Below are 13,532 nucleotides of genomic sequence, written 5' to 3' on the forward strand. Positions count from 1 at the left end.
CGACGCTGGACGTTAACCCTCTACGTAAGGAATTGAGTGATGAGCGAAATCCAGCACCAGCAAGTCGCGGTCAACGGCATTGATTTAAGCCTGTACATCGCAGGCCCCGAGCGTGGTCGTCCGGTATGGTTGCTCCATGGTTTCCCGGAGTGCTGGCATTCATGGCGCGAACAGATACCCGCACTGGCCGCCGCCGGGTATCGGGTGTTTGTTCCTGAGATGCGCGGTTATGGGCAGACCAGTGCACCGCCTGACATCGCCGACTATGACCTGTTGACCTTATGCGCCGATATTCAGCGCGCCATGGACCTGTTCGGGCATCGTGATGTGGTCATGGTCGGTCATGACTGGGGCGCTGTGGTGGCCTGGCACCTGGCGTTGCTGGAGCCTGTGCGCATTACCTCGCTGGTCACGATGTCGGTGCCTTATGCCGGGCGGGCCAAGCGGCCGGTCGTCGAGATCATGCGGCAGCTGTATGCCGATCGGTTCAACTACATCCTGTACTTTCAGGAGTCCGGCGTGGCGGAAAGGGAATTGGGCGCGGATATCGAGCGCACCTTGCGGCTGTTCATGCAGGACGAGGACGTATTCCTGCAGCAAAAACCCGTGACCGCTACGCTGCTCGAAGGCGTTGTGCTGCCGAGAAAGCTGCCGGATTGGTGCAGTCCGCAAGACCTGGCGGTGTACGTGAAAACCCTCGCTGCCGGTGGCTTTCGCGGGCCGCTGAACTGGTATCGCAACTTTGAGCGCAATTGGCAGCGCACCGAGTTCCTTGCCGGAAAGCAGGTGCAACAGCCGACCCTGTTTCTGATCGGCGACCGCGACCCGGTGGGCGTGCTTGAAGCGCACACGCTCAAGCGTATGCCCGAGGTGGTACCGAATCTACAGCAGGCAGTGCTGGAAAATTGCGGTCACTGGATTCAGAACGAGCAAGGGCAGAAGGTCAACGCGCTGTTGCTTGGGTTCTTAGGTACAGCCCTTTCAAGGTCTTTGAGAACGCAGCCAAATACGCTTGAAACGCCCCGCTCAGAGTAGTGAAGATCAACGGTGGGAGCTGTCGAGCTTTAGCGAGGCTGCGATGACGCCGGCACAGCCAACATTGAGGGTGTCTGGCCCACCGCTATCGCAGCCTCGCTAAAGCTCGACAGCTCCCACAAGGGTTTCACGTCGCTGGTTAGATCTTCATCCCAGGCCTGATGCGACTGATTTTTCAACGACCTTGAAAGGGCTGGTTCTCAGGCAAAAAATAAACGTTGCACCGCGCCCAGGCACATCGACCAAACCAATCGTCTGCCCGTGCAATTGCAGAATCCGATGCACAATCCGCAATCCCAGCCCGCCATCCCGCCGGGCGCCACCAATGGTGAACGCCCGCAGGAACAAGCCCTCACGCAACTCGACATCAATCCCCGGTCCGCTGTCGCTGACGGTCACTTCGACCCGATCACCCTTGGGCGCCAGGATAACCTCGACATCGCCACGGGTCGGCGTATGCCGCAACGCATTATCCAGCAAGTTGGTCAGGACTCGCTCAATCAGCCCCAGGTCCGCAAACACCGTAGGCACCACCGGCGGCAGGCTGGCGATAAGGGAGACGCCGCGCGCTTGTGCCGTCAATTCGAATTTCTGGAAAATGTCCTGTACCAGATCGGGCAGTGAAAACCCTTCGATCACCGGCTGCACAAATCCATGTTCCAGCCGCACCAGCTCCAGCAGTGACTGGGCCAGGCCGCCGACCTTACGGCTCTGGTCCAGGGCAATCCCCAAATAGCGTCGACGCTCCTCAGGACTCAGGCTGGCATCCTTGAGGGACAAGGTTTCCAGGTAGCCATGCAACGACGCCAATGGCGTGCGCAGGTCATGGGAAATATTGGCCACCATGTCCCGACGCTCCTGGTCCTGGTGGGTGAGGGCGCGCCATTGTTCGCCCAGGCGGTTTTCCATCTGGATGAAGGCCTGATCCAGCACGGCGATTTCGTCCTGGCTGGACACGGCAGGTGTCACGACGGTTGAGGTTTTTGGGACGCCGTTGATATCGAACTCACCGACTTTCTCGGTCAACTGGCGCAGCGGCCGGGTGATCCAGGCGAAGGCGGTCAACCCGGCAAGCAAACACAGCAGCGCTACCAGGGCGATAGACCACAGGGCGATGTTCAGTGCCAGGCTCGTGGCATCCCGAGCATCGAACAGGTCGTGAGCTTCGCCCAGCAGGACCACATACAGATAACCGGCCTGCTTGCCGTTGACTCGCAACGGGGCGGCGCTGAAGACCTTGAGGCCGTCGACACTGCGCGGGTCATCACCGAGGATCGGCAACATGGCACCACTGAGGAAGCGGCGGATCGGCTCCAGGTTGACCTGATCCCGGCGCAAGTGGCCGCTGGGGGCGGCGTTGCCGACGACGCGCCCGTCGATATCCAGTAAGTACACCTCGACACTGGGGTTGACCAACATCAACTGGCTGAACAGGTTGCGCACCGCCTCCGGCTTGAGGCCGTCGGCATCCATCAGTTGGGTGTCGCGCGCGATGTGAGTCGCCAGGTCGCGGGACAGGCCTTGCACCACTTCCAGTTCATGCATGCGGTTGGAGCGCACCTGCAGCCAGGCCGAGGTGCCGCTGCAGATCAGCAGCAACAGGGCAAACACCAGGGACAGTCGTTGGGTCAGGGTCAATCTCATGGCGGCGGCTCGGCAAATTTGTAACCGCGGCCCCACACGGTGAGGATTCGCGCCGGGTTGGCCGGGTCGGTCTCGACCTTGGCTCGCAGCCGGTTAATGTGAGTGTTGACCGTGTGTTCATAGCCCTCGTGGCTATAACCCCACACCGCATTGAGCAGGTCCATGCGCGAGAACACCTTGCCGGGCTGGCGCGCGAAGAAATACAGCAGGTCAAATTCCCGCGGCGTGAGGTCCAGACGCTGGCCGTCGAGGCTGGCGTCGCGGGTCAGCGGGTTGATAAACAACGGGCCGAGGTCGAGGCTGCCGGCATCCATTTTCAGGTTGCGCGCCATGGCTTCGACACGGCGTAACAGGGCCTTGACCCGTGCCACCAGCTCCGGAAAGGAAAATGGTTTGGCCAGATAGTCATCGGCGCCCAGTTCCAGGCCAAGAATGCGGTGCAGCTCACTGGAGCGGGCGCTGGTGATGATGATCGGTGTGTAGCGCGTCATGGCCCGGGCGCGACGGCAAATCTCCAGGCCGTCAACACCGGGCAACATCAGGTCAAGGATCAAGGCATCCCAGCCGCCTTGCTCCAGCAGGCGCAGGCCTTCGTTGCCGTCGGCGCTGTGGACGACCTCGAACTGTTCGTCCCGCAGGTGCAGGCAGATCAAGTCGGCGATATGAGCGTCGTCCTCGACCACGAGAACGCGTTTGGGCTGGTCCATTGAAGAAGCCTTTGAGTTGGCAGTCCGCGCATTGTGCGGGTTTTGCAACAGTGTAGTTATCACGAATTGTTTAACTCTGCGTGAGGATTCTGCGACCTGCCAGCGCGTAGGCTTAACCCTGTCTACTGTAGGAACACGCTTGCTCCTACACGTGAAACCACCCTAGGAGAAACCCATGTATTCACGTCGACAGTTGCTGCTGGCGTTGCGGTGGTCATCAGGGCCACGTGTTCGTACCGGCCTGCGCTATTGCATGAACGGCGCGGCCATGACGTTTGTTGCGGCTTAGTTCGATGTCTTCTTATAAGGGTTCATACCATGTGGCTTCTGGTTCTCGCTTACCTGGGCGGTGTGCTGACGATTGTCAGTCCGTGCATCCTGCCGGTTCTGCCTTTTGTCTTCGCTCGCACCGGGCAGCCGTTTTTGCGCAGTGGCTTGCCGCTATTGGCGGGGATGGCCCTGACCTTCGCCGTAGTCGCCTCCCTGGCGGCGGTGGGCGGCGGTTGGGTGGTGCAAGTCAATCAGTACGGGCGCTGGCTCGCGTTGCTGTTCGTTGCACTGTTCGGGCTGACGCTGCTGCTGCCAAGGCTGGCCGAACGGCTGACACGGCCGCTGGTGGCTGCCGGCAGTCGCCTGTCGGAAGCCGCCGGGGCCGACGCCAAGCCGCGTCCCGGCGCTTCGTTTCTGATCGGCGTGGCCACCGGGCTGTTGTGGGCACCGTGCGCCGGCCCCATCCTGGGCCTGGTGCTGACGGGCGCCGCGCTGCAAGGCGCGAGTATCGGCACTACCTTGCTCTTGCTGGCCTACGCCGCCGGGGCTGCAACCTCCCTGGCCCTGGCGCTGCTGGTCGGCGGTAAAGTCTTCGGGCTGATGAAGCGCTCGTTGGGCGCTGGTGAGTGGTTGCGTCGTGGCTTGGGCGCGCTGATGCTCGCGGGCGTGGCGGCGATTGCACTGGGGCTGGACACCGGGATCCTGGCGCGGTTGTCGAGCGCTTCCACCGGTGGCCTGGAACAAAGCCTGGTCAACCAACTGAGTGCGCCGCCTGCGCAGAAGAACGGGGCGATGATGATGGCCGCCAACCACAGCGATACCTTGCCGGTGGAAGGCACGCTGCCGTCGCTGGATGGCGCCGTGCAGTGGCTCAATTCCCCGCCACTGACGGCCGAAGCGCTGAAAGGCAAAGTGGTGCTGGTGGATTTCTGGACTTACTCCTGCATCAACTGCTTGCGCACCTTGCCTTACGTGAAGGCGTGGGCCGAGAAGTACCGTGATCAAGGGTTGGTGGTGATTGGCGTACACGCGCCGGAATTTGCCTTTGAGCGGGACGTGAACAACGTCACCAAGGCCATGAAGGATTTGGGGATCAGCTACCCGGTGGCGATCGATAACAACTACAAGATCTGGCGTGCGTTCAACAACCAATATTGGCCGGCGCACTACTTTGCCGATGCCAAGGGCCAGATCCGCTATCACCATTTTGGCGAGGGTGATTACGCCGAGTCCGAGCGGGTGATTCAGCAACTGCTGCGCGAAGCCGGGGCGACCCAGGTCGCCGGTGGTTTGATCGAGGCGGATGCCAAGGGTGTGGAGCAGGCACCGGACATGAATGAAGTGCAGTCGCCGGAAACCTACCTGGGCTTTCAGCGGGCCGAGCACTTTGTGTCTACCGGTACGTTGGCGACCGACAAGGTGGTGAATTACCCGGTGGCCGGCAACCTGGCACTCAATGACTGGACCCTGGAGGGCCAGTGGAACGTCGGCGGTCAGCAAGCCACGCTGGCCGCCTCCCATGGGCGGATTGTCTATCGCTTTCATGCCCGGGACCTGCACCTGGTGCTGGGGCCGGGCGCGGATGGCAAGCCTGTGGGATTCAAGGTCACGGTTGATGGCCAGGCGCCGGGAGACGCTCACGGTACCGATGTAGCGCCAGATGGCAGCGGTACGGTGACGGATCAGCGCTTGTACCAGTTGGTACGCCAGTCGGGGGTGATCAAGGACCGGACATTCACCATCGAGTTTCTTGACCCGCACGTCGCGGCGTATGCCTTCACCTTCGGCTGATCAGGAGAAAACATCATGAGGTTTTTCAAATACTTGCCTGTTCTCGCCGTCGCAGCCTTCGTGGGTCAATGTGCAGCCTTCTCCTTTGGCCCCAGCGACGACGCCGTGGTCATCGCGCCGCCAGCCCTGGACATGCCGGCCACCTCCAGCGGTCTACAAACCGCGGTGTTCGCCGGTGGCTGTTTCTGGGGTGTGCAAGGGGTATTCCAGCATGTCCAAGGGGTGAAAAACGCCGTCTCCGGCTATGACGGCGGCGCAGCTACCACGGCTCAATACGACACCGTCAGCGAGGGCAACACCGGGCATGCGGAATCGGTGTCAGTCACCTACGACCCGGCCACCGTCAGCTACGGCAAGCTGCTGCAGATTTTCTTTTCGGTGGCCCATAACCCCACTGAACTCAATCGCCAGGGCCCGGACAGCGGCACCCAGTATCGCTCGGCGATCTTTGCCCAGAATGCCGAGCAACAGAAAGTCGCCCAGGCTTACATCGCGCAATTGGACAACACCCAGGCGTTCGGTAAACCGATCGTGACCCGGATTGAGAGGGACAAAGCGTTCTACCCGGCGGAGTCCTACCATCAGGACTTCCTGACGGAAAATCCTTCCTATCCCTACATCGTGATCAACGATTTGCCCAAGGTGGCCCAGTTGAAAAAACTGTTCCCCGAGCAATATCGAGCAGAGCCGGTACTGGTGAAAAACCAGTGAGCGTCAGGTCTTGGCTTTAGCCAGGTAGGGCGCAAGGCGTCGGCCCATCTCTTCGCCCAAAGCCTGCAACCCACTCAAGGGGCGGATCATCACTTCAAACTCGATGATCTGCCCTTGCTCGTTGAAGCGGATCAGGTCGATGCCCTTGAGCTGTTTGTCGCCGACCCGGGCACTGAACTCCAGCACCACGCTCAGGCCATCGGCGGTGGCAAGCTCGCGGTGGTAGGTGAAGTCTTCGAAGACCTTGATCACGGTGTTGAGGATCATCGCCACCACCGGAGCGCCGGGGTAGGGCGTATGGGCCATGGGCGAGCGGAACACGGCATCAGGAGCCAGCAATTCGGGCAAGGCGCTGAGATCGGCAGCGGCCAGCATGGCGTGCCAGCGTTGCAGGCTGTGGGCGGCGTGGAGGTTCAAGCTGAGTTCGGACATGGTCTGTTCCTGTTCTTATGAAAGCTCGACCACGATAAGAGCAGCACTGAAGACGGATCAATGATCCGAATTGACAGTTATATGCCTTGAACAAACAGTCCAGGCGCCATCGGTTCAATGTGGGAGCGGGCTTGCTCGCGAATGCTGTAGCCGCTGCCGAGGTACGAGGCTGCGATGGGCTGCGCAGCGGCCCCAAGGGCGGTCCTGCGGACACGCATCGCAGCCTCGTACCTCGGCAGCGGCTACAACCGCGTTCGCGAGCAAGTCGAATCGTCGCACCGCCGCTCCCACATTTCAGATAACTTCCAGATACGAACTGTGAATCGCCCGCGCCAACTCCCGCACGGTGTCGATAAACTCCGTCAGCCGGCTATGCAGCCCGGCCTCCAGAATCTCATCAATCCCTGTATACCTCAGCCGCGCCTCAAACTCGGCCGCCAGGCGTTGCGCCGTGCGCCCGTAACTGCCCGGCAAATCCGCAAGAATATGGCTCAACTCCTCGATGCAGGCATGCAGCGAACGCGGCACGTCGCTGCGCAACAGCAGCAACTCCGACACCGAACGGGCATTCAACGCATTGGGGTACAGCTCGGTATAGGCCTCGAACGACGACAAGGCCCGGAGCAGGGCGCTCCATTGGTAATAGCCGCGAGCCGAGAGGTCGCTGACTTCTTCCGACTCCTCGCCAAACATCTCATACCGTGCATCCAGCAGGCGCAGGGTGTTGTCGGCGCGCTCGACAAACGTCCCCAAGCGAATAAACCGGTAGGCGTCGTTGCGCATGATGGTCCCGGACGTCGCGCCCCGGAACAGGTGCGAACGTTCCTTGACCCACTCACAGAAGTGGCTGATGCCATGGCGAGCCAGGCCGCCGCCGGCGATGCTGCGCATTTCCAGCCAGGTGGCGTTGAGGTTTTCCCACATGTCGGCGGTGATGCGCCCGCGCACCGCGTGGGCGTTGCCGCGGGCGGCGCGCAGGCAGTTGTAGATACTGGCCGGGTTTTCTTCGTCGAGGGCGAAGAAGTGCAACATGCGTTCGGCATCCAGTTGCTGGTGGCGCTCCAGGTAACTCTCAAGGGTGCCGCTGCTGAGCAACGACATCGCCAGTTCATCCAGCCCGTCGCTGCGCCCGGCCTGGGGCATCAACGACAACGAATAACTGACTTCCAGCATGCGCGCCAGGTTCTCGGCGCGCTCCAGGTAACGGGACATCCAATACAGATCTGCGGCGGTTCTACTCAGCATATTCAGCCCTCCACCACCCAGGTGTCCTTGGTTCCGCCGCCTTGCGACGAGTTGACGATCAATGAGCCTTCGCGCAGCGCCACCCGGGTCAAGCCTCCAGGCACCAGGCGGGTTTCCTTGCCCGACAGCACGAAGGGCCGCAGGTCGATATGCCGGGGCGCAATGCCGTTTTCGACGAAGGTCGGGCAGGTGGACAGGCTCAAGGTCGGCTGGGCGATGTAGGCATGGGGTCGAGCCTTGATCCGTTGGCGGAAGTCCTCGATTTCAGCGGCGGTGGAGGCGGGGCCCACCAGCATGCCGTAGCCGCCGGAACCCTGGGTTTCCTTGACCACCAGGTCCTGCAGGTTGGCCAGGACGTGGGACAACTCCTCAGGCTTGCGGCACTGGAAGGTCGGCACGTTTTGCAGGATCGGCTCTTCATCCAGGTAGAAACGGATCATCTGCGGCACATAAGGGTAGATCGATTTATCGTCCGCGACGCCAGTGCCAATGGCATTGGCCAGCACTACATTACCGGCGCAGTAGGCGGCCACAAGGCCCGGTACGCCGAGCATCGACTCGGGATTGAACGCCTGCGGGTCGAGGAACGCGTCGTCAATGCGCCGGTAGATCACGTCTACGGCTTTCGGGCCGTCGGTGGTGCGCATGAACACTTTGAGGTCGTGGACGAACAGGTCGGCGCCTTCCACCAGTTCAACGCCCATTTCCCGGGCCAGGAAGGCATGCTCGAAGAACGCGCTGTTGAAGCGGCCGGGGGTCAGTACCACCACGTTGGGGTTATCCAGGCGGCTGGCGCTTTTCAGGGTCTTGAGCAGCAGATTGGGGTAGTGGTCCACCGGTGCGATGCGCTGCTTGGCGAACACTTGCGGGAACAGACGCATCATCATCTTGCGGTCTTCCAGCATGTAGCTGACACCGCTGGGCGTGCGCAGGTTGTCTTCGAGCACGTAATAAGTGCCGTCGCCGTCGCGCACCAGGTCGACGCCGGAGATGTGCGAGTAGATATCGCGGTGCAGGTCCAGGCCGACCATGGCCTTCTGGTAACCCTCGTTGGCCAGGACTTGTTCGGCGGGGATGATCCCGGCCTTGATGATGCGCTGGTCGTGGTAGATGTCAGCGAGGAACATGTTCAGCGCATTGACCCGCTGGATGCAGCCGCGCTCGATGATGCTCCACTCACTGGCGGGGATGCTGCGGGGAATGATGTCGAAGGGGATCAGGCGCTCGGTGTCTTGCTCATCGCCATACAAGGTGAAGGTGATCCCGGCGCGGTGAAACAACAGGTCGGCTTCACGGCGGCGCTGGGCCAGCAGTTCCGGCGGCGTATTGGCCAGCCAGCGGGAGAATTCCTGATAGTGCGCACGGCAAACGCCTTGTTCGTCATTCATTTCATCAAAGAAAGATCGAGCCATTCCAGTACCTTGTCAGTGCCGGGGGTGATACCTGGGTTGGCACTGCCGCTTTTAAAAACGCATTTTTTATGAGCCCGTGGCTGATGGTGCCACTGGGCCTGGTCCTTACTTTCTTTTGGGGTGGGCTCTGGGTCGGGGGGTAACGATTGCTCCTTCAGTGGCGAGTGGCAACAGGGTATTGAAGGGGTAAAGCAATGCCTGTGCCTAAACCGCGATTGGCCGGATAAAACCCTCTGGCGGCGGGCTTTTGGCCGTGGGCGCCCAGTCTCGGTGCGTGAACGTCGCTGTGGGTGCGCCAAGTCAGTGCGTTGTCGAACGGCCTGGCTGTTGAGGGTGTGCTGGAAGCTGCTGGAGGCCTATGCTTTCTCTATCAGGTGGACAACCCAGGAGGCTAGCCATGAGTGCAACAGAGAGTGAAGAGGAGGAAGAGAAGATCAACGACCCAGGCAACGAAGACCCGGGTTCGCTGATGGACGACGCTGAAGTGCCTCTGATCGATCCCGAGGAGGGGGACGCTGAGGGCAGTCACTGATTACGGTGTCTGCACGCGGTAACCCACCACAACGACCTGTTTTAGCTGTAAGCGACACCTCGTGAAATTTACCGTTGAACGAGTGTTCAGTTTCAATTATGTTGGCTGCACCCCCCGGCTGGCGACAGTCGGGCTTGCGCTTTTTCTGATTGAACGAGAGGCACTGGCATGCGGTTTTCACCCTTCGTTGAGCGAATTGCAGGACAGGGCGTTGCGGCCTGGGACATTCACCACGCGGCCTTCGAAGCCAGCAGCAAGGGTGAAGATGTGATCATCCTCAGTGTGGGTGATCCGGATTTCGCCACACCGTCGTTTATCACCGATGCCGCCATCGACGCCCTGCGCCAGGGCGACACCCACTACACCGAAATTCCTGGCCGCCTGGCGCTGCGCGAAGCCATCGCGGCACGCTACAGCGGCTCCCTGGCCCGTACCCTGAGTGCTGAAAACGTCATCACCGTTGCCGGGGCGCAGAACGCGCTCTTCGTCACCTCGCTGTGCCTGTTGCAGGCCGGGGATGAAGTGCTGGTGCTGGATCCGATGTACGTCACCTACGAAGCCACGCTCAAGGCCAGTGGCGCCACGTTGGTGCGGGTACCGTGTTCGGCAGCGTCAGGCTTTCGCCTTGACCCGCAGTTGCTGGCCGCCGCGATTACGCCGCGGACCCGGGCGATTTTCTTCTCCAACCCGAACAATCCCACCGGCGTCGTACTCAACCGCGACGAGCTCCAGGCGATTGCCGACCTGGCCATCGCCCATGACCTGTGGGTGGTCGTCGACGAGGTTTACGAAAGCCTGGTGTTCGACGGTGAATACCACAGCCTGGCTGCGCTGCCGGGCATGGACGAGCGTTGCATCGTGATTGGCAGCCTGTCCAAGTCGCACGCCATGACGGGTTGGCGCATCGGCTGGATCATCGCCACCCCAGCGATGGTTGCCCACGCCGAAACCCTGGTGTTGAGCATGCTCTATGGTTTGCCTGGATTTATCATGGAAGCCGCCCTGGCTGCGGTGCTGGCTCATGACCACGTCACTCAGGGCATGCGCGAAACCTACCGCCGACGCCGTGACTTAGTGGTGGACGGGCTCAGCGGTTGCCCGGGCATCCGTGTACAAGCGCCCCAGGCCGGGATGTTCGTACTGGTGGATGTGCGTGACACCGGCCTCAGCTCCCTGGACTTTGCCTGGCGGCTGTTTCGTGAAGCGGGCGTATCGGTGCTGGATGCCGCAGCGTTCGGCGAACCGGCCCAGGGCTTTGTGCGGCTGTCATTCACCTTGGGTGAAGCCCGCTTGACCGAGGCCTGCCAGCGTATCACCCGGTTTGTCGGCAAGCTGGCGGGGGAACCACGGGTGGCCCCGATGGCCAAGATCATCACGCCACAACCTGCCGAAGCCCGCAAGATGATCGAAGTCATCGACCTGCACAAACGCTTCGGCAACATCGACGTGCTCAAGGGCATTTCCCTGACGGCCCACGAAGGCGAGGTGATCTCACTGATCGGCGCCAGTGGCTCGGGCAAAAGCACCTTGCTGCGCTGCATCAATATGCTGGAAGTGCCAGACCAGGGCAGCATTCATGTCGACGGTGAAAGCATCAAGCTCAACTACGGCCGCCCCGGCGCACCATTGGTGGCTGACGCCAAGCAGTTGGTGCGGATTCGCTCGACCCTGGGCATGGTCTTCCAGAACTTCAACCTGTGGCCCCATCGCACCGTGCTGGAGAACCTGATCGAAGCACCGACCCAGGTCCTGGGCGAAAGCCGTGCCGAAGCTATCGAACGGGCTGAAGCCTTGCTCGACCGTGTGGGCCTGGCCGCCAAGCGTAACGAATACCCGGCCTTTCTCTCCGGCGGCCAGCAACAGCGCGTCGCCATCGCCCGTGCCCTGGCCATGCGCCCCAAAGTCATGCTGTTCGACGAACCCACTTCGGCGCTCGACCCGGAACTGGTGGGCGAAGTGCTACGGGTGATTCGCTCCCTGGCCGAAGAGGGCCGCACCATGATCCTGGTGACCCACGAAATGGCGTTCGCCCGGGATGTCTCCAGCAAAGTCGCGTTTCTGCACCAAGGCCTGATCGAGGAAACCGGCTCGCCGGACGCGGTGTTTATCGATCCACGCAGTGAGCGTTGCCGACAGTTCGTCAACGCGCATCAAACTCGCTAACTCCATAATAAAAAGACGGGGCAAGATCATGACTTCCAAACGACTGGCAAAGTGGTTGAGCAGTGCGGTGTTGATGTTGGCGGCCGGGACGGCGCTGGCAGGGGAGAAGCCTATCGTGTTTGCGGTGGCGGCAGAACCTTACCCACCGTTCACCGTGAAGGGCGGCAACGGCCAATGGTCGGGTTTTGAGGTGGACCTGATCCACAAGCTCTGTGAAGGCATGAAAGCCGACTGTCAGATCAAGGAAGTGGCGTGGGACGGGATCATTCCTTCGTTGCTGGCGAAGAAGATCGACGTGATTTTCTCCTCGATGTCAGTCACCGACGAGCGTGAAAAGCAGATCGCCTTCAGCCGTGCCTACTATGACTCGCTGCTGGGTGTGGCCGGGCCCAAGGGCGCCGAAGTGGAAATCTCCCCGGCGGGCCTCAAGGGCAAGTTGATCGGTGTGCAGATCTCAACCGTCAGCGCCAACTACCTGAAGAAGTACTACGAGAACATCGCCGACCTCAAGTATTACGACACCCAGGAATCAGCCAACGCTGACCTGATTGCCGGGCGCATTGACTACATGATGGCTGATGACACCGCCATCGCGATGATGGTGAAAACCCCGGAAGCCAAGGACCTGGCCCACATTGCCAGTGTGCCGTACGACCCGATTATCGGCCGCGGCGTCGGTGCCGGCCTGCGCAAGGAAGACACCGAACTTAAAGCCCGGCTGGACAAGGCCATCGGCGAGTTGCTGGTGAGCAAGGACTACGCTGACCTGTCCGAGAAATACTTCGGCCTGTCTGTCAGCCCCTGCAAACGATCGGATACACCGCCCTACGTGAGCAACGTCTGCGACAGCCCCTACGCCCAGTAAGGAAGCCTGAAATGCCGGCGATGTTCGATCTACTCAACTTCAGTGATCAAGGGTGGGGTAACGCGCTGCTCAAAGGGTTATGGATGACCCTGCAGATCTCGGCCGGATCCTTTGTGGTCGGGCTGCTGATCGGCCTGGTGGTGGCCTGCGCCAAGCTCAGCGCGCCACGCCCGATTGCCTTGGTGATGCGCGGTTACACCACGGTATTTCGGGCGGTGCCCGAGTTGCTGCTGATCCTGCTGCTGTATTACGCAGGCTCCATGGGGCTCAACGCGCTGATGCTGTGGCTGGGTTTTGCCCAGGTCAACATCAGCGGGCCGCTGGTGGCGATTCTGGTGCTGGGGCTGGTGCAGGGCGCGTATGCCTCGGAGATTTTTCGCGCGGCGATTCTGGCGATTCCACACGGCCAGATCGAAGCCGCGCGGGCTTTTGGCTTGAGTGGTTTTGGCCTGTTCCGTCGGGTGACATTGCCGATCATGGCGCCCTACGCCTTGGCCGGCATGTCCAACCTGTGGATCAACCTGATCAAGGACAGTGCGCTGATCAGCGTGGTCGGCACCAATGAGCTGCTGTACACCGCCAAGCAGGCGGCGGGTTCGACCCGGCATTACCTGTTGTTCTACCTCACGGCCGCCGCGCTGTATTACCTGGTGACGCTGGCCTCCAACTACCTGTCCGGGCGCCTGGAGCGACGTATTCGTCGCTGGATGCCCGTGGTCGAGTGA

The 13,532-nt window shown here is 61.1% G+C and carries 12 protein-coding genes and 1 pseudogene; 8 read left to right on the forward strand and 5 right to left on the reverse strand.

The window, feature by feature from the left end; genetic code table 11:
* Positions 1-39: 39 nt before the first annotated feature.
* Positions 40-1,035 carry an alpha/beta fold hydrolase gene (locus GNF76_RS08010; protein ID WP_155582637.1) on the forward strand — a complete coding sequence of 332 codons (996 nt, stop codon included), beginning with the start codon at positions 40-42 and terminating at the stop codon, positions 1,033-1,035.
* Positions 1,036-1,182: 147 nt separating this feature from the next.
* Here the strand turns inward: GNF76_RS08010 and GNF76_RS08015 are convergent, their stop codons facing one another.
* Complete coding sequence (locus GNF76_RS08015; RefSeq protein WP_246211885.1) at positions 1,183-2,679, reverse strand: sensor histidine kinase; 1,497 nt, start codon at positions 2,677-2,679, stop codon at positions 1,183-1,185.
* Positions 2,676-3,386, reverse strand: coding sequence for a response regulator transcription factor (locus GNF76_RS08020; protein ID WP_155582638.1), 711 nt, complete (start codon positions 3,384-3,386; stop codon positions 2,676-2,678). The genes GNF76_RS08015 and GNF76_RS08020 overlap by 4 nt, the downstream gene beginning before the upstream one ends.
* 197 nt (positions 3,387-3,583) lie before the next feature.
* Here GNF76_RS08020 and GNF76_RS29810 point away from each other — a divergent pair.
* From GNF76_RS29810 to msrA, 3 genes and pseudogenes are all read left to right on the forward strand, one after another.
* Positions 3,584-3,675 (forward strand): annotated as a pseudogene (locus GNF76_RS29810) (peptide-methionine (R)-S-oxide reductase); the annotation flags it as partial.
* Positions 3,676-3,704: 29 nt separating this feature from the next.
* Positions 3,705-5,447: a cytochrome c biogenesis protein DipZ gene (locus GNF76_RS08030; protein ID WP_155582639.1), complete on the forward strand. Its 1,743-nt coding sequence runs from the start codon at positions 3,705-3,707 to the stop codon at positions 5,445-5,447.
* A gap of 15 nt (positions 5,448-5,462) precedes the next feature.
* A complete protein-coding gene (msrA, locus tag GNF76_RS08035) occupies positions 5,463-6,158 on the forward strand; it encodes a peptide-methionine (S)-S-oxide reductase MsrA (protein WP_155582640.1) in 696 nt (231 codons plus the stop codon).
* Between the two features lie 3 nt (positions 6,159-6,161).
* On the opposite strand, the gene GNF76_RS08040 is transcribed toward msrA, so the two are convergent.
* From GNF76_RS08040 to GNF76_RS08050, 3 genes are all read right to left on the reverse strand, one after another.
* Complete coding sequence (locus tag GNF76_RS08040) at positions 6,162-6,590, reverse strand: nuclear transport factor 2 family protein (RefSeq protein WP_155582641.1); 429 nt, start codon at positions 6,588-6,590, stop codon at positions 6,162-6,164.
* Positions 6,591-6,884: 294 nt separating this feature from the next.
* Entirely contained in the window at positions 6,885-7,835 is a 951-nt protein-coding gene (locus GNF76_RS08045; protein ID WP_155582642.1) for an alpha-E domain-containing protein, read from the reverse strand.
* 2 nt (positions 7,836-7,837) lie between these two features.
* Positions 7,838-9,247, reverse strand: a complete 1,410-nt coding sequence (locus GNF76_RS08050; RefSeq protein WP_155582643.1) for a circularly permuted type 2 ATP-grasp protein — start codon at positions 9,245-9,247, stop codon at positions 7,838-7,840.
* A 397-nt stretch (positions 9,248-9,644) separates the two neighbouring features.
* Here GNF76_RS08050 and GNF76_RS29770 point away from each other — a divergent pair, with 397 nt between their 5' ends.
* The 4 genes from GNF76_RS29770 (at position 9,645) to GNF76_RS08065 (ending at position 13,532) form a co-directional block, all read left to right on the forward strand.
* Complete coding sequence (locus GNF76_RS29770; RefSeq protein ID WP_281354889.1) at positions 9,645-9,779, forward strand: hypothetical protein; 135 nt, start codon at positions 9,645-9,647, stop codon at positions 9,777-9,779.
* Positions 9,780-9,947: 168 nt separating this feature from the next.
* Positions 9,948-11,942, forward strand: coding sequence for an aminotransferase class I/II-fold pyridoxal phosphate-dependent enzyme (locus GNF76_RS29775; protein WP_155582644.1), 1,995 nt, complete (start codon positions 9,948-9,950; stop codon positions 11,940-11,942).
* 28 nt (positions 11,943-11,970) lie between these two features.
* Positions 11,971-12,807 (forward strand): transporter substrate-binding domain-containing protein, encoded by an 837-nt coding sequence (locus GNF76_RS08060; RefSeq protein WP_155582645.1) that lies wholly within the window; start codon positions 11,971-11,973, stop codon positions 12,805-12,807.
* Between the two features lie 11 nt (positions 12,808-12,818).
* A complete protein-coding gene (locus tag GNF76_RS08065) occupies positions 12,819-13,532 on the forward strand; it encodes an ABC transporter permease (protein WP_155582646.1) in 714 nt (237 codons plus the stop codon).

This window comes from Pseudomonas spelaei (assembly GCF_009724245.1).
Classification (GTDB): domain Bacteria; phylum Pseudomonadota; class Gammaproteobacteria; order Pseudomonadales; family Pseudomonadaceae; genus Aquipseudomonas; species Aquipseudomonas spelaei.

Coding starts and splice junctions, on each gene's coding strand:
- GNF76_RS08020 (WP_155582638.1), bottom strand. CDS start 3,386: ATGGACCAGCCCAAACGCGTTCTCGTGGTCGAGGACGACGCTCATATC.
- GNF76_RS08040 (WP_155582641.1), bottom strand. CDS start 6,590: ATGTCCGAACTCAGCTTGAACCTCCACGCCGCCCACAGCCTGCAACGC.
- GNF76_RS08030 (WP_155582639.1), top strand. CDS start 3,705: ATGTGGCTTCTGGTTCTCGCTTACCTGGGCGGTGTGCTGACGATTGTC.
- GNF76_RS29775 (WP_155582644.1), top strand. CDS start 9,948: ATGCGGTTTTCACCCTTCGTTGAGCGAATTGCAGGACAGGGCGTTGCG.
- GNF76_RS08045 (WP_155582642.1), bottom strand. CDS start 7,835: ATGCTGAGTAGAACCGCCGCAGATCTGTATTGGATGTCCCGTTACCTG.
- GNF76_RS08010 (WP_155582637.1), top strand. CDS start 40: ATGAGCGAAATCCAGCACCAGCAAGTCGCGGTCAACGGCATTGATTTA.
- GNF76_RS08015 (WP_246211885.1), bottom strand. CDS start 2,679: ATGAGATTGACCCTGACCCAACGACTGTCCCTGGTGTTTGCCCTGTTG.
- GNF76_RS08060 (WP_155582645.1), top strand. CDS start 11,971: ATGACTTCCAAACGACTGGCAAAGTGGTTGAGCAGTGCGGTGTTGATG.
- msrA (WP_155582640.1), top strand. CDS start 5,463: ATGAGGTTTTTCAAATACTTGCCTGTTCTCGCCGTCGCAGCCTTCGTG.
- GNF76_RS29770 (WP_281354889.1), top strand. CDS start 9,645: ATGAGTGCAACAGAGAGTGAAGAGGAGGAAGAGAAGATCAACGACCCA.
- GNF76_RS08065 (WP_155582646.1), top strand. CDS start 12,819: ATGCCGGCGATGTTCGATCTACTCAACTTCAGTGATCAAGGGTGGGGT.
- GNF76_RS08050 (WP_155582643.1), bottom strand. CDS start 9,247: ATGGCTCGATCTTTCTTTGATGAAATGAATGACGAACAAGGCGTTTGC.